The following is a 22,468-nucleotide window of genomic DNA, read 5'->3' as shown; positions in this document are numbered from 1 at the left end:
ACACGTAGGCAAACGGCACTCTTGGACGTTAGAAGAACAAACATTTGTCGGTTCCCTCTCGGATATGATTCCGAGAAGTTTTCCATCCATAAGAATCGGCGCGTCCAACATCGAAAGAATGTTCAAAGGGAGTAGATAATTTTGGGCAAACTCTTTGGTGGCGTCGTCGTGAACCGCGTCGTTCGCAACGATCAAACGTTCCTCTTTGAGAACTTCGAAATAACGAGGATAGTCTTTTTGAAGAAGTTCCATTCCTGAGTTGTGGGAATTTTCGGAAAGAATAAAGAGATCGAGACATTGAATCGAAGTTTTTGTCTCGCTGTAAAACCAGATGCTACAACGTTCACAATCCAAAGCTCTTGAAATCGACTCGGTCAGGACGTTTAGGGCGGGATTCAAATCCCCTCTGTCCAAAACCGGATTTTTTGCCAAGGACATCAGCTCTTTGTTAAAGCGGCGTAAAGTCTCCTCCTTGGTTTGGATTGTGTTTGGTAGCATCGATTTGATTTAAAAGCGGTTTCGCTTAGAACCTTGGAAATTCAGGTGATTAGGCTGTCACAAAAATGGGAAAATTCCATCCATTTTTGTTCTTATCAATCAATTATTTACGATAGAACCCATCTCACAAAAGGAATCGAACTTACCGAATTCTTAAAAGCGGAAAAGAATAAAAGAAAACGGCCTTCTGAAAAAACGGATTTGGTGAAAAACGAGGTTCTAAGAAGAATCAAGACCGCCTTCATCGGAATACAAAAGGTTTTCTACCCGAAAACGAGTCCTTTCTTTTTCGGAGTTCCGACCAGAACCCAAGACCTTAAAAGAAACCTCTTGCAAAAAACAGCAACTCTGTAGTAAAAACGCGGGAGTTCCCACAGATTAAGTTCTTTTAGCGGTTTATACGCTTTCAAAGGAACCTGTTGTCGTTAAATTCTGAAAGGAGTTCCTACAAATACGAAAGCCGAAAAAAAGATGGAACAAAATACAAAAGAATTTTGAACCGAGCGCGAACTTGAAAAAAGGAAGGTCCGAATCGGATAAAAAGGGACGATAAAAAACATCGTCCCCGAAAACGTTTTTCAAAGAGCGCTCCGCAGAATCAATTCCCTAAGAGCCAGTCCCCTTCCGAAGTTCGATCGGTAAGATTGATCCAAAGATCGCCAGCTCCGGAAGAATTCTTAGCTTCTAAGAGTTTTCTGTTTTCATAAGGAGTGAAAGGCGCCGAAAATTGAAACCGTCCGTTAGTCTCGGAAGAACACTGGGAATTTCCGGAAGACCAAGATCCTCCACCCGAAGTTACGTACCAGTTTCCGGAAGAATCCTTACAAGAAAAACGATTCCAAGACACGGAGTTGAGATCGTTCCATCTGCCGTTGGACCGGACAGCCGCACAATGTTCGTTCCCGGTCCCGTTGTTCGGCTCCGAAGCACCCCAAAGACCAAATCGCTTTTTTGCAAAATCCGAATCAAACTGATCGATACCAAAAACGTTCACCTCGCAAGGCAACATCGATTGAATGTTTGCGTCAGTAAAGGAATCGCTTTCTTTTACACCGTCGTAAAAGCCGAAGTAGTTTGTGATATCGTAAAAAAAACGAACCATAGTAGCATTGTAAGTCGCTCTGGAGAAATTACAATTCTGATAACCTTTAAATTCTTTATGGCTTCCGGTTGAACCTCCGAAGAAAATTTTCTTAAAGTATCCGCTCCACTGCGAATCGTAACAGCCATTGCTCATAAGAAGAATTCTTCGATTAGAAGCTACCATATCGCCTAACGTGGGAATATTCTCGGGAGAAGGAACATCCGAACAACTTCCGGAATAACGATAAAGCCAAGGATCAAGATAATCTTTGAGTGTTTGATGCGCTTGGGAAGAATGACCGTCGAATTTATCTTCGATTAAAGGACGAGAACTTCGTCCGGTTTGCGGAATTAGAAATCCAGTTACGGACCTCTTCTAAAACTTTGTGGAAGGGGCCGATCAAAAACGTTACAACCGACTTGATTGTCCTGACCGTGACAAAGAAGAAGCTCCTTGCGGGCGCGGGCGCCGAGAGCCCAATGAACGTCCAATTCGATAAAACAAGCGCCCAGACAAAGTTGATCACCAATGGAATATTTCTGATTCGGAAACGCATAGGAGAAAAAAGGTCCCGCGTATGACAACTTGCTGTTGTACGAATTTTGGGTTCCGTAAAAAAGGGCTCTGTGAACCGGAAGATTCGCGTTTACTTGGGTTTTTCTTTGAATGGAAAGGACTTTGTTTTCAAAAATTTTTTCAAAAACGTCGATCGAGTTTTCCACAAGACTCCCCGACTCGCATAAAGACTTCCCGTCGTCCCTAAAAAAAGAGAGAAGATAAGAATGGATAAAATTCTCTTCATAAATTTCACCTTTTGTTTATTTGGCTTCCCTCCGATACGGAGGTCTTCACGGAACGAGAATCGTAACGGAAGAGTTTCAAAAACCGCTTGTATCACGCTTACAAAAAACATTTTTATAGAATATCTGAGAAAAAACCGATCCATTCCAAAAAATCGGAAAGGAAAAAATGTATCCTTCTTCCAAAGATTAAAGAAGGGAAGAATCAGAAACCGCATAAGAAGATCAAACGTTGCCGAGTATATTCATAATTTAGAATGTGCCCGATTTAAGATCCCCGGAAAAGATGAGCGAAGCCGGGCCACTCGACGTTTATTAAAAAATCCAATCAAAAGTTAAAGTCTGTTTATCAAATACTCCTGACAGACTTTTGACACAAACGGCTTCTGTTTTTAGAAAAAGAAATCAATTTTTAATTGGAGAATCCGTTGATACAGTATACTATTAGATATGTTTTATATTAGATAGATTTGGAAAAGGTTCCAGTCTAATGCGGAATCCAAAAAAATGGACTTAATACAGGAAGCTTTAGACAATATCGGAGATAAGATAAAATTCGTAGAATTCATTCCTTGTCCGGTATTACTTACTCAAGTCAAAGGAGATCAATTCCAAACCCTCTATCTCAATCGAAGTTTCCGGGAAACGATCGGATACAGAATTCAGGAGATACCGACACTCGAAGAATGGTTCTTAAAGGCTTATCCGGATGAAACCTACAGAAAAAGTGTCAGAGAAAAATGGCCTTTGAAGGTTGATCCTGAAAAAGAAAGCGAAAAAAAGAACACTCCCGTAAAGTCAAAAATCCAAACCAAAACAAGCGGAGAAAGATGGTTTCAAATTCGGAGCACAAGTTTCGGAGAACTAAATGCGGTCGCCTTTCAAGATATAGATGAATTAGAAAAACTCAATATAGAACTAACACGCACCAATTCCACAAAAACACAGTTACTTTCCATATTAGCCCACGATCTGAGAACCCCTCTAATTCAGATCATTTCTTTGATCTCGCTTTTTAAAAACCAGGATCTTTCGACAGAGAATCTATATCCTTATTTATCAAAACTGAATATACAAACTTATCTTACGATCGATTTGATAGACAACACTTTAAACTGGGTAAAAGCAAATTCAAAAAGTATAATAATCAACAAAGCCTCCTTTTGTCCGACCGAGAGCATCCAGGAATTGATCGCCCTTTACAACGACTATGTAAAACTGAAATCCATAAAAGTGGAAATCGATCTAGACGAGACTCTGAAAATCGTAGCGGACAAAGACATCTTCAAGGTCATAGTACGAAATTTATTCGTAAACGCTCTCAAATTCTCCAAACCCGGAGGAAAGATCATTCTAAAATCTTATAAAAAAGAAAACAATAAAAACATAATATCCGTTTTGGACGAAGGACTCGGAATGTCCGGAGGGGAATTAAAAAAGGTCCTATCTCAAGAATCATATACTTCACCGGGAACTCTGAACGAGGGTGGAACCGGATTGGGAATCAAACTCTGCAGAGACTTTGCAAAACTTACGGACGCGGAGTTTTGGCTGGAGAGCGAAAAGGGAAAAGGAACTTCTGCAAATCTTGTTTTTGGTTAGTTTGGCCGCGACCCTGCGCACTAACTCACAAACGGCGCCATCTTTTGAGCGTCTAAAATCTACAGAAAACGCGACCCGAACGTTTGTCCGCAGGGTCGGGCTCTCCGCTCCAGTCAAGTTATTGAGTTCTCTAGTTTTGGAATACGAGTTCAAAAATCAATAACTTGACTCCGCGTCGATCCCTCGCGGGGGACCAATACTCGAATCTGCGGATGATTGAAAAAAATCGTTTAAAATTTTCGGACGAACACATCAAAAAAAAATTAAAACGAATCCTGATTCCTTCTGTACCGAAAAACGCTCTGAAGTCTCGAAAATAATTTCTTGAAAACAAACGGACTCGATCCAAGATTCCTCAAATGCAAAGAATACTCAAACTTACTCGATCCGTTTTTTTTAAAATCACGTTAGCGACTCTTCTCTTACTTTCCTTCCATTTATTAACCGCGGAAGATAAACTTTCTATTCGATACGTTCTTACGTCGGAAGGAAAACTTAACGTCAGAGCGAATCCAAAGGATGGGAAAATTTTATTTCAACTTGATAAGGGTGAAACCGTCTGGATCAAAGAGGACTCAAAGTTTGAGGAATGGCAAGAGATCAAAACGAAAACCGGCGCGAAAGGTTTTGCCGCCGCCGAATACCTCAGCAAAAGGAAACCGGAGGATCTCTCGGACGCAAAGCTATTCGGCTCCGTTAAGTCCGGCACAGAAGGTTCTTGGTTTCGGTCTTTAGCGATTCGAATCAAAAATCAGTGGTTTTCGGCTAACGACTATTCTGCGGAAACATACTTCTTAGAAAAAAAGAAAATTCAGGAAAAGGAAAAAGCCACTGCTTACGAGAGAGCAAACATCGCAGGAGAATTTTTACCGGAAACAAAGGAACTCACCGGTTGCCAGGAAGTCCGGGTTCTGAAAGGAAATTTCAACTCGTTTCGTAAAATCGATACATTTCACGATTCCGTCTTCGCCGCCTTTAGTTTAAAAATCGGCGACAAGGTCAGATCGGATCTTTATTCACCCTCCGAAAAGATCGCAAAAAAACTGGACGTTTCGGTAAATTCTATCTTTAAGAAAAAACATCCGAAGCCAGCGGAGCTGAAATTATTAAAAAGAGGAGAATTCTATACGATCCATTCACCGGAAAAAAAATACGTCTTCATCCGTTATGCGATCAAAACCGAATATGAAGAAAAATCGTATTATGCTGCTATCTTCGAGATCGACGGAGAAGAACTCGGAAAAAAAATATTCGAAAAATTTGATGTTCTCATGAACGAACAGGCGGCTTACGGAGGACAGTATCATTTTATCGACGCGCTTGATCTGGATGAAAACGGGACCCCGATCTTAATTCTCCACCACAACGGATACGACGGTTTTATAAACGAATTTGCGAAAATTATAAACGGCAAACTTCAGACCTTATTTTTAGCCGGTGGCGACGCTTGTTAGAAAGTTCATCCGGAAATCGTGTGTAAAAGATTTTTTTCGAAATATGATTTTTCAAAGAATTCCGAATCAGTCCCCACGTTTTATCTGTGTATCTAACCCGCAAGTTATGAGAGGTTGCAACGAGAATCGTCCTCACAAGGAAGGGTTTTATAGGAGTTCCTACAAGGGAGCTTTTTCTTGCAAAATTAGAATTTTGTGATAGAGGAAAGTTGCCCGAATTTTTCCACCACCCGCCCCTCCACCCAAATTTTGGGTGGGGCGCGCGACTTTTACAGAGGACCGTCGTAGCTACGACAGATTCTTCTTAAGATCCTGACAAATTGTAGGTAAAGATATGGCTTTATCGGAAAAGGACTTAGCTTTTTTATACGAACTTTTCCCGAAACTTTTTATATCCAAAGAAAAATTTGAATGAAGAATTGTCCCAAAACCTTCGAAGGAATCTTTACTTACAATCGATGCTCGTAACAAAAACGCCGGAGTTCCCGCGAATCCTTCTGTGAACCGGGCTCTAAAAATTTAACAAACGGATCGTTTCAATTTTTATAAGAGTTCCTACATTTTAAATTTTGGAACAAGCTCTTAATCTTTCTCTTTGGACAACATCTTAGATGCAACAATTTGTTGAATGTGTTCTGCAAAAGTCTCCGAAATCGGTCGATAGGTAAGTCCTAAATCCTTTTTACTGTAAGAATGATCTAGGGCAAAGGTAATTCCTACGTTACGCGAAATATACCGCCAGGAAAGTCCGAAAAACGGTCCGATTAAATAGGTCACGAGTTTCGGAAGAGCGTTTTTTGGAATCGGAAAACGGTTTCCGAATTTTTCCCGAATTTTTCTCGCAACGTCCAAAAATTTCAATGTCTCCGAAGAAACGATATGTCTTCCGCTTGCAGAAGGTGTAAAACCGGCTAAGATATGAGCGCGTGCAACGTCTCTTACATCGACAAAACCGATCGTCATATCCGGAACACCGGGAGCAAACTTACCGTTTATCATCGATAACATAAAATTTACGCTCGTTCCGTCGGCTCTTTCCGAAAGCGAAGGCCCCATCACAAAGGAAGGATTGATCGTCACTAAATCCCATCGAGTCTGCGACTCAGCAATCTTCCAAGCTTCTCTTTCCGCTAGAGTTTTAGAATACGGATAAGGCTGATGAGAAAGACTACTCGTGGAATTCCAATCCGCTTCCGAAAGACGATGATCCGGATGATTTGCGGCGTCAATATTGTCTCCCATCACAGCCGCTACACTCGAGGTTAGAACGATCCGCTTTACGGACGAGCTTTGATTTGCTGATAAAAGAACGTTCTTGGTTCCGAAGAGCGCAGGCTCCACGAGTTCTTTCTGAGGATCTTTTACCCCGTCTATAAAAAATGGAGAAGCGGTATGAATGATCAATTCTACTCCACCCTTTTCCTGAATAGCATTCAGAAAAGAACCTTCTTTAAGAAGATCCGCTTCAAAGAATTCTAATTTTCCGGGAAAACGTTCTCCAAGCTTGATCAGATGGGAAATCTTTTTTGAATCGCTCTTGTCTCTTACCGTTGCCCTGACCGTAAGTCCGTCTTCCAATAAATATTGAATCACCCAAGACGCGATATAACCGGCTCCTCCGGTAACGAGGACCGGTTTATTACGATCGATTACTTTCATAAAAGTTCTCCCAAAATGAATCCACAATAAAAATTTTAATTAGATTTTTCTGATACACTTTGATGTCCAGGATGAACTTTGATTCCCGAAAATCTAGAAGCGATCCTTTTTAAAAAAGAAAGAGCTTCTCCATTTTTGTCCTGATTTTCGGTAAATTCTCCGGGTGGAACCTCGTTTTCCCAACCCCAACTCGTATGACAAGAATCCCCTAAAAGAAGTTGAGGGCCGGAGGAGCTTTTTACAAGAAACGCAAGGCTTCCCCGAGTATGCCCTTCGAGGTGAAAGATCAAAAATGACTGATCTCCGAAAAAGTCGAGAACGCCCGGAGAATTTTCCGACTTTTCGAATACGAGTTCTGAAAGTTTCGGATTCTTTCCTAAAATATCGTCAGTCGTACCTTGAACAAACGCGTTGATAAAACGTTTTCCGGTCGCTTCCTTAGGTCCGATAAAAATCGGAAGACCGGGATCAAAGTCGGTTGTCCCCAAAATATGGTCGAGGTGCATGTGAGTTAAAAAGATTCCTTCGATTTTTTTAGGATCTTTTTTGAGCCACTCGTCCGCCGTGATCTTGATTTTCAGAGCCGACGTGTTCATTGCCGAAGCAACGATCGCCGATACGGGCCATTCCTTCGGATCCTTTCTGAAAATTTTGGATATACCCGTATCAATCACGTATCTTCCGAATTTCGGGTGATCTATTACATAAAAATAAATTTGAATCGGTTCCATTCCTTTTTTTAAAGCTACCGCTTTTGGATCGTCCAAGTTGATCAAACCGGCGCGCTCCACTTCCCAATCCGCAGCGGCGAATTTTTGAAAAACGATCGGCCCCTTCGGTTCCGGTTTTAAGTCTTGCAAAGAGAACGGCTTACCTTGCCGAACCAACTGGGATTGATGAGAAGTCACCGAACAGGAAAGGAATAAGAAAAGAAACGAAACTCTAAATATATATTTCATACTCATAGAATTTTTATTAAATCGAAACGAGCAAGGTCAATTTAAAAACCGTCTTTTAAAAATCAGAAAGAAAAAATCTTAGAAAACGATTTTTTTGGGAACCAAAATCGTTTATAAGAAAAAATTCAAAAATGATTAAGCCTCCCTTACGACTCAATAATCGAAAATATGATCCAGTTGGTATCCGTTCTTATCGGCGTTGATTAGAATTTCATGAAGTTTTAGAACGGGTGCGATCAGAGCGACACGTTTCCGATTTGGAACTGTAAGAATTTCCCATTCGTAAAGGATCGTTCCGGAGTTCTTAAAATCAACGTCAGCCGGAACACGAAGTGTCAAAAGAATCTGACGATTCCCCGCAATTTCGACAAAAGAATTATTTTTTGCGATAAGTTCGGGAACCGCTTGCGTAAACGCCTCGTATCTCGGAATAGAAATAATTTTACTCTTGCCATTTTCTTTGGCCCATGCTTTGATTTCAAAGGTTTCCGGCGCGTAAACACCTTCCGTCCCGATTCCGATTAACTTTCCGTAAATCGCTTTTGCAAGAAGTTCGGTGGAAAAGAAAATCCTTCTTTCGCATCTTCGAACCCAACTCGTATTTTCTCCGTCCTCGATTTGCCAGAATTCCTTGAACTTCGAATAGAACGGATATTCGTACCAAGGACGTAATCGAACAAAATCGGTATATTCCTTTGCGACTTTTTGCATATACGCTTCCACTTTCATTTCCGCGTTAGGCGCCTTGTTTCCCGAGAAAACTTCAGTAATTCTTCCGATCGAATTTTCATACAAACCTTTGATCAGAAGTTCGGCGGAATAACTGACGCCTATCACGTTGATCATCAGATGATAACCCCAGTTGAATTCGTAAGAACTCCAGGTTTTTCCGATCACACGTCCGTAGATTTTCCAGAACTGAGCTATACTTCCGAAGTAAGGAAACGCACTCGGCGGGGAGCGTTTTAGAAAATCCGCATATTCATCCGAACTAAAAACGATATACCATTCGGGAAGAGTTAAAAAAGTCTGGTCTTCGTTTCGAATATAGTCGTTTAAAGAATCCAGTTCTTGGCGGATCTTTCGGTCGTCCGGATTGTGAAAATAATATTTGTCCCAGAGTTTATTTCTAAATTTATACCGAGGATCCAACTTTCTCTTGAGAGCGAAAAAACGTTCCGAATTTGGATACGCCTTTTCAAACTGAGAAACCGTCGCATGCAATTGATAAGGAAGATAGTAAGCGCCGCCTACGCTCACCACGGCGTCGATCAATTCCCTGGTCCAGATTCCAACTTCCTTCTTTGCGCTTTCATAAACCCTTTGTTTGTAATAGACCACGAACGAAAAGACCTCTTTTTTTCCCCAAGCCAAATAGGAACCGGAGTCCTGTTTCGCATGACGTATCGAGATGTTCATCACGTTCGCGTCGTGTTTTTGAAGGATGCTCCGCATCAAAGGATAGAATTCGTCGAACTTCTCCACCGGAACAAAATACTCTTGTAATACGTATGTGCTGATTCTCCGAGTAGGCGGTTCCAATTCTTGAACGTCGTAGCTGGCCTCATAGTTTCTCCAGACGATTCTATCTTTGCGATAGTACAAAGGATCGAGAACCGCTTCTCTCAACTCTTTTCCGTAAGGAAGTTCGGTTAACCAAAAATAGATCAGATTCTCCAACCAATAACTTTCTTTGATAGGAACGATCTTATCCTGAACCGTGACCGGCTCTTCGGTTTCCACCCAAGTAACTGCATTTACGTTTTCATAAGCGGGAGGATAAATATCTCCGTTGTGAAACTGAGCCTTTGGATCGTTTCTCACATTCTCAAAGAAGAATTTTTTGTAATCGGTGATCGGCAGTTTTTTTACGAATCGTTTTACTCTTTTATTTTCAGTCAGCTCCAAAGTGACTTCGACGATCACACCAAGGCCGCCGTATCCCCCGATACAACCGTAGAAGATTTCGGAATTTTCTTTCGGACTTGCGGTAACGACCTTACCGTCGCTCAAAACTACTTTGATGGATCGAGTAGATAAGATGATCGGTCCGTAACCGACGTATCTTCCGTGGGCGTTTACGCTCAATGAACCGCCGACCGTAAAGTTCGAATAGGTTTGTTTGATTTGAACCGAAAGATCGAAAGGGTCGATCGCTTCTTGAAGTTTTCTCCAAGTGATCCCTGGTTCGACAGTGATCAATCTTGTCTTTGGATCGAAAGAAAGAATCCGATTAAATTCTCTGGTATCGATGAACAACGCATTTTCGGTAGCGATCTGACCGCCCATAGAAAATCTTCCTCCTCCGATCGAAATCGGTCCCGGATGTTTTTGGACCAAATCCTGAATTTCTCCGATGTTCGTAGGAGCGACAACCTGATCGACTGCGATCGGATTGATCTGAGTCACGTCGTTGACGATCGTAGGATTTGCGAAGGCAGAATTTACAAAGACAAAAAGGAGAAGGATCAATTTTTTCATGCGAGTCTCACAAAAGCCATCAGAGTATTTTTAGTAGGATCTCCTTTCTGCAAAATATATTTGCTCAAAGGTTTCAAACCGAATCGACTACATCGTTCTTCGATCTCGGCGACGGAAGTGAAATTTCGAATCTGAGTCGAAGTTTCTTTCCAAGGTATTTCCAAACCTGCGTTATACACATCGTGAGCCAAAGAGACGATAGATTTCAGTTCCTTGGAATTTACGTCGTGATCCCTCAATACGAGTTTTCCGCCGGGTTTCAGGACGCGAGCAATCGACTCGATAAATCCGTCCAAACGATGGGACGGAGAATGATGAAATCCGATAAAATTCGTGACCAAATCCAAACTTTCGTTTCCAATTGAGTTTACCGGAATCGGATCGTAGTCTCCCAAAGAAACGAATTTTCCCGCCTTCGAAATTTGTCCCCTTTCCACCAAATCTTCGGGATTGAACTTGGGTTCTTGATCGTTCAGAATAAAAACCTCTCCTTCGATCTGAATTTTCTTTTTGAGACCTTTTACGTATCTTCCCGTGGTTCCGATTTCAAGATAACCGTGATAACGGCTTCCTTCACCGAGAATTTCAACCACCTCTTTCGAAATTTCTAGCTTTTGTTTTTTGAGAGCCGGAAGAGCGTAAGTCAGAATTCCGGCAAACGGTTTGATCTGAGGAATTTCGGCGAGAATCGCATCGTAGATTTCACGATCGTTTCGTTTCGATTTAGAAAGTTCGAATATAAGTTTATGAAAATGTTCTTCCGGATAAAGATGATATACGTTTTTGAGAAATAGAAAAAAATCATCCCTAAGTTTCGGATCCAAATAGACTTTTTTGAAATTGGAATTTTCATCCAAAGAAAGAAAATTTCCGTTCTTATCCTTAGAAAGAAGATCCAAGCTGAGACCGCTTAGAAATAAGTGGAAAAATGATTTTAGAAACTGCTTTCGATTTAGATCTTTCATCGTCCGCCAGACTGAAAGATCTAAATCATTTACACAATTCTAATTTTGAAATCGCGAAGGATCGTTTTACTAACGTGAAATCACCCATTCTCCCTGAATTTTTGACAAGAAGATCGGTACGGAAAATCCGATCTTCTTACTTTCGATCGGATTCTTTCCCGCCTTTGTAAGTATGGAAACAACTTTTTTATCGCCGATCAACTGATATTGAAGATCGCCAAGTTCCAGCTTATCGAGTTTCCCCCCGACACTTTTCAAAATACTTCGAACTCCTTTTTTAAGATCCTTTACCTCGTCATCAAGAGGATAGTATCTCGCCCTTGCGAATTCCTTGGTTCGGAACTCCATCAGCTGAAGAAGTTTCTTTTCATCTTTTTTTTGAAAGCCGTTGTAAAGATCTGTAATGAGTTTTTGGATTTTAACCTTATCTTCCGCATTCAGCTGAATTTCTTCGGCGATCTTCCAGAGTTCGGAAGGGGGAATTTCCGCAGGAGTAAAGCTGATCTCTTCTTCCAAAGGAAGTTTTACTTCTGTTTCTTTTCCTTCCTCCCATTCGTAACCCGCGATCTTTTGGCCTTCATCCGGGAATTGTCCCTTTTGACCCAGATAAAGAACCGCCTTGATACGAGGACCCATCTCGTCTTCCTTCCTTTTTTTCAGACCTTTGACTTTGATTTTATTCACACCGGGAAGAATCCAGACGTTCAGATCGATCTGTCCGCTTACGTCGTCCGTTTGGGATTCTGAAACAATCGGCATTCCGTTGAACTCGATCGAACCGATTACGCCCATCTTAGAATAAACCAGATTGTAATAACCTCCCTGGGTCTGAGAAAACAAAGAACCGGTCAGAAAGAAGACGGATAAAAAAAGAATCGTTTTGTGAAACCGAACTTCATTCTTAAAAATCAAAGAGTTAACAAAAGTAAGAGTTCGATAAGATCGTGTTTTCATAGAATTTTTAAACTCCCTCGAATAAAATCACTTCGTAGGCTCGATCGGTGTCACTCCGTTTTGATCTCTTCTGTATTTCGAGATCGTTTCATAGGCGAGTTTTCTCACACGATTGATTCCGCCTAACGGACGATGTTCCCGTAAACTGTGCCAAGGATTTAGGGAAAGATTTTCGCAGAATCGATCCTGTTCGACTGTGGCAAATTCTTGAATCGGAATTTCGATTTTGGCGACAGAAACAAAAGGAGAATCGGTTTCGTTCCAGTGAACCGCGGGATCTTCCACCGGCATTGAAATCGGATCTCCTTGTTTTTGAATCATAAATTCGAAACAAGCGGACTTCTCTTTTAAATGAGAAATCATCGTTTGCCGAAGATAATTTTCGGCGGGAGAATCCGGCGCTTTGAGTTCCTTGATTTCACACGGTTTCGCGGAATATTTTACCGCGACCGATTCTTTTCCCAACCGATAGGGAGTTGTACTCCAATAACGAATTTCCAAAACGTCCGGAATCTTTTTTCCTCGGATCGAAACCGATTCTTTCAGGGCCGTGAGCTTCCAATTCCAAGGCAAACCTCCGAAAAAATAAGACATCGGTTTTTTGGCGAACGCGGCTTTGAACAAGGAAAGATATTCATCGGGGGCTCCGGCGGGAAGCACCGGGTGATTGATCAAAAGAAAGTCTTGTGTCCTTTTTTCATCTTCGGCCAGTTTAGGCCCTTCCACTCCCATCAATTTGATTCCCATTCCGCGAATGTCTCCTTCAAAGTCCGGCTTCTTCGTGATCGAACCGTTCGAGAATCGGATCCAAACCGGATACGTTTTAGAAGAATTGAATATACCAACTTTGAATTCTTCCGGAATTGCCGAGGAAACGGAAAAAGCACCTTTTACACAACCGTGGGCGAACGGATGAGCGTCTCTTTTCGCTTCCGAACCTTGTGGATATTTTTCTTTCAAAGAAGAAATCAAAAGCTCGAGCGTTTCTCGAGTGGTATTTTCTTCATCTGGAAAGACGAACTCCGCTCCCGGTTGTGTATCTTTCGGAATCGCAACCCTGGGCCCTTGCCCAACCCAAAATAACAAAACAAGTAAGAATAAAATTCCAACTGTTATAAATCCGATCTTCTTTAACATCCTTTACTCCGACCGACTGAATTGTCCCGAGGATAGAATCATAGATTTCGAGAAATTCTTCTCTTTTTATTTTGAAAGGACGTTCTTTGAACTTTCGAAAAATTCGGATTCGATTCTTTCAAAAGACCGGGAAGTTTTTTAGATTCTCCGGAGGTTACGGGGTCGGATGGAGAATGCGATTAAAAAAATGAAAAGAACGAACCAGTGGAAGTGGGAAAGGGCCGATTCTTCTTCAAGTGACATAGAAATCGGTGGAATTGTAAAAAAACGCGTCAAAAATCCCGTTCCGGTTCTGTTTTTTAGTTGAAAAAGCGAAATCAAACAGCCACAGAAGTAACGGGACACCCATGGAAATAACCGTACAAGACGATATTCACATCATCAAAATTGCCGGATCGATTCTTCAATCCGATAGTGAAGAATTAGACCGAAACCTGAGTGAACACAATTTCGACCCGAGTCCGAAGATCATCATCGATCTTACGGAAGTAAGTCATATCTGCTCTACCGCGTTAGGCATCATTGTCTCCTATAAAAAGAAATTCAAAAGCGCGGAAGGTGATATCATCATCGTAGTAAACGACGAAGACCTTTTGCAACTTTTTGAAATTACGATGTTGGATAAAGTTTTCAAAGTGGTCCCGAACATTGAAGACGCTTTTGACGAATTCAAGCTAAATCGTTAATTCGTTCTTTGAAGCAACTCGCTCTCGCCACAAACAACTCGCATAAAGTAAAGGAAGTCGGTTCGATTCTTGGAGAGTTGGGCGTTCAGATTCTCACACCCAAGGATTTGAACGTTTCTTTCAACGTGGAGGAAACCGGTTCCACCTTTTCCGAAAACGCCCTTCTCAAAGCCAGGGAATTATTTCGACTTACCCAACTTCCTTCCATCGCCGATGATTCCGGAATTTGTGTCGCCGCGCTCGACGGCGCGCCTGGAGTTTACTCCGCAAGATTTGGAGGCGAAGGATTGGATGATAAAGGGAGAGCGCTTCTCCTTTTGGAAAGATTGAAAGGAAACCCGAATCGGAAGGCGAACTACGAATGTGTCATCGCGTTCGTGGACGAAAAAACGGAAAGAACCTTTGAAGGAAAGTGTGAAGGAACGATTGCGGAAGAATACGACACGATCGGAAAATACGGATTCGGATATGATCCCGTTTTTATCTTTCCTCTGTTTCAAAAACCTTTTTCTCAGATTTCCGATTCAGAAAAAAATCAGGTCTCGCATAGAAAAGAAGCCCTAAACGGGCTCCTTTCTTTTTTAAAAACCGGTCAGAACGGATCGAATTAGAATTTTACGATAATCGAAAATAGTCCGGTCAATCCGACAACCGCTCCAAGGATCCGCCTGGTCCGCGTCGCGATCATCTTGTGAATCTCCGCAATTCCCAATTTCATCTCCGAGCGACGGTCGGTAAAATCCGCTCTGAGTCCCAAAACTCGGATCGAAGACCTGATATTTCCAAACGAATATGATTTGTTTCCACCGTGAGACGACGCTCAAATCGATCGGTAGCAATTTCGATCGTATTCGTTTGAATTTCTCCAAAGGAATGGTTTAGGAAATCCACAAATTCCACCGTATCTTCCCGACCTAAAACTTCACCCGATCGTTTGGAACCTTTGGAACCATTGCTGACATATACATAGATTGCTCCAAAAAATAAATTCGGGTAAGAATATTTTTTCTTCCTGTATAATACGGTTCCAGAGCGGCTTAAGAACATTCTGTTTTTTGATTTTTTTTTGAAGTTTAGAAAAGAAAAATTTCAATAAAAAAAAGTCGATCTCTCCATCCATAGAAAAGAAATCAATTTTCATTCCAGACAAAGAAAGAAGTGTAAAAATTCAAATCGATTTATAAAGTAAATAGATCCATCTATGGAATCATAAAAATAAAAATTCTTGAATTGTAGTTCCGAGTTTCGAAATTACAAGTTTTTTAAAAATGAGCAGAATCCTTATACGGCGTTGTTCCAAACATGCCGCGCTCCTTGATCCATTGCCTGTTCACATCTAAGAATATATAAGTGAGTGGCTCTATCATTTAAATTGATCTCCTGTACTTTTTTCATATAGTCGATACAACTCTGATAGTTTTGTTTCATGTATTCCAATACGGCTTTTTCAAAGATCGGTTTCGTATATAATTTCAATTCTAAAACACTCGCTTCCGTGCCGTCGATGATTTCATAAACACAAAGATGATCGCTTTTTCCTTTTACGGTGATCGTATCCAACAAACGATAATTGTATTTATCAGGGTCCGGCAGTCTGTACATCGTTTGTTCGCTGATGATGATCTTAGAACCGTACATTTTGGTTAAACCTTCGATTCTAGAAGAAACGTTGACCGCATCGGAAATGACAGTTCCTTCCATTCTTTCGTCGCTCCCGATCGTACCCAACATCATCTTTCCGTAATGGATCCCGATTCCGATCGTGATTGGTCTGTAATTGGATTTAACACGATGTTCGTTATAGGTAATCAGATAATTCTGCATTTCAATCGCCGCATCCACTGCGTTTTCTGGACTTTCCTGAAACAAGGCCATAATTCCGTCCCCGAGATATTTATCGATATAACCGGAATGAGACTGAATGATCGGGTTCATTCTTTTCAAATAAGAATTTAGAAAGTTGAAGTTTTCTTCCGGAGTCATTTTTTCGGAAAGTTCAGTAAACGAGCGTATGTCGGAGAACATAACGGACATTTCCTTTTCTATCTGATCGCCTAGGCTCACTTCTAGTATGGAATGTTTTCCTAGATTATGTAAGAATTCCTTCGGGACAAAACGAGCGTAAGAGGTATAAAGTTTTGTTAATTCTTCATTCTTATTATACAATTGTTCGTTCAGAGTTTCGGTTTTTGAATGAATCTGCGAAAATCCGATCGAAAGAGAAAACGCGATGGAGAAAATAAATAACAAAAATCCGAATTCCATAAACGAATTCTGATTTATATAACCCATATAGGAAAAGAAACCGTGAAGCAGACTGAGAAGAAGGACAAAAAAGCCCGCAAGCATAACCTTGCTTTCATATCGATTCTTATTTAGATTTCGAATCGTTTGATAAAAGCCGTATAAGAGGGAAAAAAAGATATTAACGATGGAAAGCGGTAATATCTTTCTCCAGAAAAATCCTATGAAAGAATATTCGCTTTCCCCGGAAAGGATAGGAATATAAGAAAGAATAAAACAAACGTAGATTAAGGACGTAAAAGTGATAAAAATTTTGGAAAGAATCGAAAGGTCGGATCTAAAAAAATTATGAAAGAACAGAATCATAAAAGCGGAAAAAAGAATGATGCCCGTTCCGTTCAAAAATTGATTTAACCACGCATCGTTATAAAACCAATAAGTAATCGTCCTGTATCCTAACGTTTGTATTCCTGCGAGCAGACAAAGAATTCCGAAATAGAGATAATGTTTTTCGGTCTTTCTTACGGAATAAAAGAGGATATGATAAAGGCCGCTAAACGTAAAAAGTCCGAATAGAATCGAGGCCCAAATCAAATGGAGATTGAATCTTTTTCGAATATTCTGCTCCAAGCCGATATAAAAATCGGTCAACGCAAAACCCCCTAAACCTCCGGCGCTTCTGATTCTTACCGAGATTACGTTCGGAACTCCTATCTTTACTAGAGAGGAATCGATCGTATAAACGTCGTTTCTCGTATCGGATACGAGAAGATCGCCGCTTTCCGCGATCTCCCCCTTTTTTCCGATCAGATGTCCGTTGAGAAAAAATTCATGTGCGTTTTCGATATAAGGAATCATCACCGCGAGATTCTTACCTTCGTATTCCGGCGAGAGAAGAAAACTCATCCGAAACCAACCCACGCCGTCGTAATGATATCCCTCCAAATGCCAGCTACTCGCTACCTCAAAAAAATTCCAGTGCGTGTGGAAATAGTCCGGTTTGGAATATACGGCGTTGTCTAAAGGCTGAAAATACCAACGGCCGTTCATCGAATAATCTTGAGACGGATGATTCATCCTCAACGTTCCGAGTTGTACTTGTGCATCTAAGGCGGAAGACGAAATCGTTAAGATAGTTAAAGTAAAAAAAGAAAGTAAAAATTTAAAGACTAGTTTCGATGAAAAAGGATAGATTCTCCGTTCGTTTGATTCCGTTTTCGAAGATAAAAAATCGGGACGTTCTGCGTTTTCATTTAAGATCAGTTGATTCGAGTTCATGATTTCATTCTTATTCCAATTTTTTAGCAAATCCGATAAAAAGTCTAGGAGAGCGGGTTCGAGTAAACTCATACCAACGGATTTTTTAAGATCATCTTTTCCTTTTATCTTTTTAGAATTGTAGATAAAATTTCCTACAAAAGCGACTGCATTTATAAATGAGTTTAATCATATAAAAAGAAAGGACGTCTGTTTCGAATAAGCTTCTATCAACGAATTCTTGAGAATTTTTCTTTCCTTTTTATCTTTAACGAATCGTAAATTAATTTCCAATTGAAAGCGACTGTATTTATAAATGAGATTGAACGGATTCCATGTCGCATTAATACTTATAAGTATACAACTGCGAAGGACGTTAAGACGGACTTATTGAAAACGAATTCGAATTTAGAAGAATAAAAAAAGCCTATTCCGACGTTTCGAAATAGGCTCCGTTTTGTTCCCGATTCTTAGATTTCAAAAATTGAATCGAGAAGAACAAGTTTAAAAGAAATTTCAGGTTTCTGCGAGAACGGGACCGCCCGACAAACGTTTGTAAAATTCCGCACCTTCTCTTTCAAGGAAGTCCTCGTAACTTCCTTTGAAGTCCCGAATTCCTTCCGTGGAAACTTCGATCACTCTCGTTGCGAGAGAAGACACGAATTCACGGTCGTGGGATACGAAAATTACGGTTCCTTCAAAGACGGATAACGCGTAGTTCAGAGCTTCGATCGTCTCCAAATCCAAGTGGTTCGTAGGTTCGTCGAGCGCGAGAAGATTGTCGCCTGTCATAATCATTCTTCCGATGATGATCCGTGATTTTTCCCCTCCGGAAAGGACGCTCGTAGGTTTTTTGGCCATATCACCGCTGAACAACATTCTTCCCAAAATGGCGCGAATCTCTTCCATCTCCGTTCCCGGATCCGCATAACGATAGAGCCATTCCACGATCGTATCCGCGTCTTCCACGATTCCTTCTCTGTGATCCTGTGGAAAGATGGAAGCGGTGACCGAATCTCCGATGACAACTTTTCCAGTATCGGGTTCGAGTTGTTTCATCAGAGTTTTTAGAAGTGTGGTCTTCCCCACTCCGTTGGTTCCGATGATCGCGATCTTTTCACCTTTGGTGATATTGGTCGTAAAATCCTTAAAAATAGGTCTGTCATAGGTTTTGGAAATATTCTCCGCGAGAATCACATCCTTACCCAAAGGTTTTTTGATTTTAAAACGAATGTAAGGAGAAACCCGAGAAGAAGGTTTTACGTCGTCGAGTTTGATCTTTTCAATCTGCTTTTGTCTGGAAGTCGCCTGTTTCGACTTACTCGCGTTCGCGCTAAAACGTGTGACGAATTCTTGAAGCTCCGCGATCTTTTCCTTCTTCCGTTTGTTCTCGTCTAGAAGTCTTTCACGAGCCATCGTCGAAGCTTCCATATATTCGTCGTAATTTCCCGGATAAATCGTAAGAGATTGATAATCTAAATCCGCTATATGAGTTGCGATCGAATTGATAAAGTGACGGTCGTGGGAAATCACGATGACGACACCGCGATAGTTGATTAAGAATTCTTCCAGCCAGTGAATGGTCTTGATATCCAAGTGGTTGGTAGGTTCGTCCAAAAGAAGGACTTCCGGTTTTTGAAATAAAACCTGGGCCAATAAGACACGGAGTTTAAAACCACCGGTCAAAAAAGAAAGTGTTTGTGTATGACTTGAAGTGGGAATTCCCAAACCTTCCAGAAGTTCTCCCGCGGTGCTTTCCGCTTCGTAACCACCGAGTTCTCCGTATTTTTCTTCGAGTTCCGAAACTCTCATTCCGTCTTCGTCGGACATCTCTGGCTTAGAATAAATTTCGTCTCTTTCCTTAGAAACTTCCCAGAGATCCTTATTCCCCATAATGACGGTATTGAGTACGGTTTCATTTTCAAACTCGTAATGATCCTGTTTTAAATATCCAACTTTGACTCCGGCATCAATGGAAACCGCGCCGTTGGCGGCTTGTTCCAAGCCCGCGAGAATTTTCATAAAGGTAGATTTACCGGATCCGTTTGCGCCGATCAATCCGTAGCGGCAGTTTTCCTTAAATTTAACCGTGACGTTCTCAAAAAGAATTTTTTTACCAAAGTTTAGGGTTAATCCGGAAGTGCTGATCATCTGAGAATACCTGCTAGGGGAGAATCATGACCATGATTTTCAAGGTAGGGTTTTTTGCCAAGAAAAAGGAGAATTAAGAAGTTTTGAAATTCTACCGAAGAATAGAATGTATGCGTTCAAAACTTCGATCCATTCTTCCTTTGATCCTAAGTTTTCCCTTTCTGACGGGTCTTCAGGCTGAAGATAAAATCTTTACGGGAAAGATTCTACAGTTTGGAAAATTATTGAGCACGGAGAATGCATTCATTCCGATCGAATCGAACGAAATTACAGCCGAACTTTCCAAACTCAACGACAAAACCGTTCGGATTCTTTGCAACATGAAGGGTTCCACCTGCAATCCGATTCGATACGAAATCTATCCCTTTCTCAACGCGGGCGAGATCAAACCTTGGACGATCAAAAAAATTCCGGACTATGTAAATCATAATATCTTCGCGTTCAATCCGAACGCTTCTCCCGATGGAAAACATCTTTTCTGGACCGCTTATATCAAACGGGGAAAGTCCGGAACTCAGAAGATCTGGTATTCCAAACTGGACGAAAGAGGATTTTGGGAAGACGGGAAAGAAATGGGTTCTCCTCTGAACAACGAGATGCCTTCCGCTGTGATCTCCGCACTTCCCGGTGGAAACGAATTATTCGTCTTCGGGACGTTTGGTGAAAAAGAATTGTTGGACGAACTCGGTAAAGAATTCGAATCCAAAGGAGAAGCGGCCGCGCGCTCTTCCAAAAACTCAAACGAATACAGAAAAAAAATCGAAGAACTCAGAAACGAATACGACGAGAAGTCGAGACAAATCACAAGAAGAGTTCCTTTGTATAAAAGTTTTAAAGAAAAGGATTCCTGGTCGAAACCGAGTATATTAAAATTTCCTGATTTTTATAATCTTTATAGAAAGAAAAACGATTCGAGCCAGGAAGTTTTCGGCGGCTCTACACTTTCTTCTTCGGGAAGAATTTTGATCTATTCCTCCCAACACAAAGACGCAAAGGGAAAACTGGATCTTTATGTAAGCAAAATGTCGCCCGATGGAACCTTTCCTCTGGGAATAAATTTGGGGGAAGTGATTAATTCCGAACACGAAGAGATGGCCCCTTTCCTTGCGAGCGACGACCGGACTCTTTACTTTTCCAGCGACGGACAGAAAGGACTTTCCATTTATATGACAAAAAGAATCGGAGAAGGATGGGACCAATGGACCAAACCGACCGAAGTTTCTGAAAATCTAAAAGGTGTGAATTTCTTTTCGATTCCCGCAAACAGCGACTGGGCTTATATCAGCAAAGAAGGACAGTTGTTTATGGCGTATCTCCCAAAAGAGATGCGCCCCGATAAGGTCGTTGTCATCAACGGGAAAGTCGTAGACACCGACGGGAACCCTCTCTCGGCCGATATACATTACGAATCCTTAAAGTCTCATGAGAAGATTGGAAGCGCAAAAAGCGATCCTTCCAACGGAAACTTTTCGATCGTCCTCCCTTTCGGAGAGAATTACGGCTTTTACGCTCAAAAGAAAGGATATCTTCCCGTTTCCCAAAATCTAAATTTGAGCTCCAAGAAAAAAATTCCGGAAAACGTGGAAGTCGTCCTACAATTGCCTCCGATCCGAGAACGAGGAACGATTCAAATCAATAACTTATTCTTCGAAACAAAGAGTTTTCAAATCGCTCAAGAATCCTTTCCGGAACTGGACAGACTCGCCGAGATCGTGAAGGAGAATCCGGAAATCGAAATTCAGATCGAAGGACATACGGATAATGTGGGCAAAAAAAAAGACAATCTTCTTCTTTCCGAAAAACGCGCGTTAGCCGTCGCGGAATATCTTTCCAAAAAGCATTCGATTCCTTCGGGAAGAATTCAGACTCGCGGTTTAGGCGACGAAGTCCCTTTGCATAAAAACGATTCGGATGAAGGACGCCGCAAGAACCGAAGAGTGAACTTTACGATTTTGAAAAAGAAGTGAAAGGGTGTGAGTTCCCACATTAATTTTTCTTTCGAAGGAAATTCTCTTTTAAAAAAGTTTTTTTTGGGGAGTTCCTACACCCTTTTCTTTCCAAATTATTTCTTAAGGAATCCATGCTAGTTTACCGAACGTTCAAAGAAAGATTCATTGTTCGAATTTCGAAACACCGTTGGAACTCCTAATTTTCCCATAAAAACGTTATCGTTGCTTTCAGGCCCATTCCTCAACTTCCAAATCGGGATCATTCCGAAATTCTTCTCTTCCATTTGTTTCAGGCGAATCTGTAAAATTCTTCGGAGTTCCGACCCATTTTCACGTTTCAGAAGAAGTCGCGAATTTTCGGGGAATTCCCGGACTCATTTTTTTTCCAAATTATTTCTATCTAAGAATTCATTTTCCTCTTTAGAAAAAGATGTAGGAACTCCTAACGATTTAGAAATTTTCTAAGATTCCGCTTCCGTTTGTTTCAGGCGAATCCGTAAAATTCTTCGGAGTTCCGACCCATTTTCACGTTTCAGAAGAAGTCGCGAATTTTCGGGGAGTTCCCGCAAAACTTGAGATTACAAAAAA

General features: G+C 41.2%; 16 protein-coding genes and 1 pseudogene. 5 read left to right on the top strand and 12 right to left on the bottom strand.

The genetic code is table 11. From position 1 onward, the window contains the following. From JWG45_RS14055 to JWG45_RS22495, 3 genes are all read right to left on the bottom strand, one after another. The coding region (locus tag JWG45_RS14055) for a GAF domain-containing protein (protein ID WP_205280324.1) at positions 1–438 on the bottom strand (438 nt) is incomplete at its 3' end. A 658-nt stretch (positions 439–1,096) separates the two neighbouring features. Next, on the bottom strand, positions 1,097–1,765 hold the full coding sequence (locus JWG45_RS22500; protein WP_332476601.1) for a hypothetical protein: 669 nt from the start codon (positions 1,763–1,765) through the stop codon (positions 1,097–1,099). 179 nt (positions 1,766–1,944) lie between these two features. Continuing rightward, positions 1,945–2,304, bottom strand: a complete 360-nt coding sequence (locus JWG45_RS22495; protein ID WP_332476599.1) for a PI-PLC domain-containing protein — start codon at positions 2,302–2,304, stop codon at positions 1,945–1,947. A 585-nt stretch (positions 2,305–2,889) separates the two neighbouring features. Between JWG45_RS22495 and JWG45_RS14045 the strand changes: the two genes are divergently transcribed. Continuing rightward, positions 2,890–3,984 carry a sensor histidine kinase gene (locus JWG45_RS14045; RefSeq protein WP_205280323.1) on the top strand — a complete coding sequence of 365 codons (1,095 nt, stop codon included), beginning with the start codon at positions 2,890–2,892 and terminating at the stop codon, positions 3,982–3,984. 359 nt (positions 3,985–4,343) lie between these two features. After that, the gene (locus JWG45_RS14040) at positions 4,344–5,438 is read left to right on the top strand and encodes an SH3 domain-containing protein (protein ID WP_205280322.1); all 1,095 of its coding nucleotides are present in this window, start codon (positions 4,344–4,346) and stop codon (positions 5,436–5,438) included. A gap of 582 nt (positions 5,439–6,020) precedes the next feature. Here JWG45_RS14040 and JWG45_RS14035 read toward each other — a convergent pair. From JWG45_RS14035 to JWG45_RS14010, 6 genes are all read right to left on the bottom strand, one after another. Continuing rightward, the gene (locus tag JWG45_RS14035; RefSeq protein ID WP_205280321.1) at positions 6,021–7,097 is read right to left on the bottom strand and encodes an SDR family oxidoreductase; all 1,077 of its coding nucleotides are present in this window, start codon (positions 7,095–7,097) and stop codon (positions 6,021–6,023) included. A 35-nt stretch (positions 7,098–7,132) separates the two neighbouring features. Continuing rightward, positions 7,133–8,062, bottom strand: a complete 930-nt coding sequence (locus JWG45_RS14030) for an MBL fold metallo-hydrolase (RefSeq protein ID WP_408611635.1) — start codon at positions 8,060–8,062, stop codon at positions 7,133–7,135. A gap of 147 nt (positions 8,063–8,209) precedes the next feature. Beyond that, positions 8,210–10,537 carry an FAD-binding oxidoreductase gene (locus JWG45_RS14025; protein ID WP_205280319.1) on the bottom strand — a complete coding sequence of 776 codons (2,328 nt, stop codon included), beginning with the start codon at positions 10,535–10,537 and terminating at the stop codon, positions 8,210–8,212. Next, positions 10,534–11,502 carry a class I SAM-dependent methyltransferase gene (locus tag JWG45_RS14020; protein WP_205280318.1) on the bottom strand — a complete coding sequence of 323 codons (969 nt, stop codon included), beginning with the start codon at positions 11,500–11,502 and terminating at the stop codon, positions 10,534–10,536. Before JWG45_RS14020 ends, JWG45_RS14025 begins: the two co-directional genes overlap by 4 nt. Positions 11,503–11,571: 69 nt before the next feature. Beyond that, positions 11,572–12,456: a hypothetical protein gene (locus tag JWG45_RS14015; protein ID WP_232380694.1), complete on the bottom strand. Its 885-nt coding sequence runs from the start codon at positions 12,454–12,456 to the stop codon at positions 11,572–11,574. 27 nt (positions 12,457–12,483) lie between these two features. Beyond that, positions 12,484–13,593, bottom strand: a complete 1,110-nt coding sequence (locus JWG45_RS14010; protein ID WP_205280317.1) for a catalase family protein — start codon at positions 13,591–13,593, stop codon at positions 12,484–12,486. Positions 13,594–13,940: 347 nt separating this feature from the next. On the opposite strand from JWG45_RS14010, the gene JWG45_RS14005 reads away from it, so the two are divergent. Together JWG45_RS14005 and rdgB are read left to right on the top strand one after the other, a co-directional pair. Further along, the gene (locus JWG45_RS14005; RefSeq protein ID WP_069606120.1) at positions 13,941–14,279 is read left to right on the top strand and encodes an STAS domain-containing protein; all 339 of its coding nucleotides are present in this window, start codon (positions 13,941–13,943) and stop codon (positions 14,277–14,279) included. 8 nt (positions 14,280–14,287) lie between these two features. Further along, the gene (gene rdgB / locus JWG45_RS14000) at positions 14,288–14,890 is read left to right on the top strand and encodes an RdgB/HAM1 family non-canonical purine NTP pyrophosphatase (RefSeq protein ID WP_205280316.1); all 603 of its coding nucleotides are present in this window, start codon (positions 14,288–14,290) and stop codon (positions 14,888–14,890) included. Here the strand turns inward: rdgB and JWG45_RS13995 are convergent. The 3 genes and pseudogenes from JWG45_RS13995 to JWG45_RS13985 all read right to left on the bottom strand — a co-directional run bounded on the left by JWG45_RS13995 (position 14,887) and on the right by JWG45_RS13985 (position 19,931). Continuing rightward, positions 14,887–15,241, bottom strand: a pseudogene (locus tag JWG45_RS13995) (LA_3696 family protein). The gene rdgB and the pseudogene JWG45_RS13995 sit on opposite strands and share 4 nt — an antisense overlap. Positions 15,242–15,560: 319 nt before the next feature. After that, a complete protein-coding gene (locus JWG45_RS22235) occupies positions 15,561–17,801 on the bottom strand; it encodes an adenylate/guanylate cyclase domain-containing protein (RefSeq protein ID WP_232380693.1) in 2,241 nt (746 codons plus the stop codon). A 495-nt stretch (positions 17,802–18,296) separates the two neighbouring features. Next, positions 18,297–19,931, bottom strand: coding sequence for an ABC-F family ATPase (locus tag JWG45_RS13985; RefSeq protein WP_205280315.1), 1,635 nt, complete (start codon positions 19,929–19,931; stop codon positions 18,297–18,299). Positions 19,932–20,041: 110 nt separating this feature from the next. On the opposite strand from JWG45_RS13985, the gene JWG45_RS13980 reads away from it, so the two are divergent. Next, positions 20,042–21,898 carry an OmpA family protein gene (locus JWG45_RS13980; protein WP_205280314.1) on the top strand — a complete coding sequence of 619 codons (1,857 nt, stop codon included), beginning with the start codon at positions 20,042–20,044 and terminating at the stop codon, positions 21,896–21,898. The last annotated feature ends 570 nt before the right edge of the window (positions 21,899–22,468 follow it).

The sequence above is a fragment of the Leptospira ainlahdjerensis genome (assembly GCF_016919175.1).
Taxonomy (GTDB): domain Bacteria; phylum Spirochaetota; class Leptospiria; order Leptospirales; family Leptospiraceae; genus Leptospira; species Leptospira ainlahdjerensis.
Note: the sequence above shows the minus strand (reverse complement) of the source record. Positions and strands in the feature narration are given on the sequence as shown.

Coding starts and splice junctions, on each gene's coding strand:
- JWG45_RS14040 (WP_205280322.1), top strand. CDS start 4,344: ATGCAAAGAATACTCAAACTTACTCGATCCGTTTTTTTTAAAATCACG.
- JWG45_RS14045 (WP_205280323.1), top strand. CDS start 2,890: ATGGACTTAATACAGGAAGCTTTAGACAATATCGGAGATAAGATAAAA.
- JWG45_RS13985 (WP_205280315.1), bottom strand. CDS start 19,931: ATGATCAGCACTTCCGGATTAACCCTAAACTTTGGTAAAAAAATTCTT.
- JWG45_RS13980 (WP_205280314.1), top strand. CDS start 20,042: ATGCGTTCAAAACTTCGATCCATTCTTCCTTTGATCCTAAGTTTTCCC.
- JWG45_RS14005 (WP_069606120.1), top strand. CDS start 13,941: ATGGAAATAACCGTACAAGACGATATTCACATCATCAAAATTGCCGGA.
- JWG45_RS22235 (WP_232380693.1), bottom strand. CDS start 17,801: ATGAACTCGAATCAACTGATCTTAAATGAAAACGCAGAACGTCCCGAT.
- JWG45_RS14010 (WP_205280317.1), bottom strand. CDS start 13,593: ATGTTAAAGAAGATCGGATTTATAACAGTTGGAATTTTATTCTTACTT.
- JWG45_RS14030 (WP_408611635.1), bottom strand. CDS start 8,062: ATGAGTATGAAATATATATTTAGAGTTTCGTTTCTTTTCTTATTCCTT.
- JWG45_RS22500 (WP_332476601.1), bottom strand. CDS start 1,765: ATGGTAGCTTCTAATCGAAGAATTCTTCTTATGAGCAATGGCTGTTAC.
- JWG45_RS14025 (WP_205280319.1), bottom strand. CDS start 10,537: ATGAAAAAATTGATCCTTCTCCTTTTTGTCTTTGTAAATTCTGCCTTC.
- JWG45_RS14020 (WP_205280318.1), bottom strand. CDS start 11,502: ATGAAAGATCTAAATCGAAAGCAGTTTCTAAAATCATTTTTCCACTTA.
- JWG45_RS14035 (WP_205280321.1), bottom strand. CDS start 7,097: ATGAAAGTAATCGATCGTAATAAACCGGTCCTCGTTACCGGAGGAGCC.
- JWG45_RS14015 (WP_232380694.1), bottom strand. CDS start 12,456: ATGAAAACACGATCTTATCGAACTCTTACTTTTGTTAACTCTTTGATT.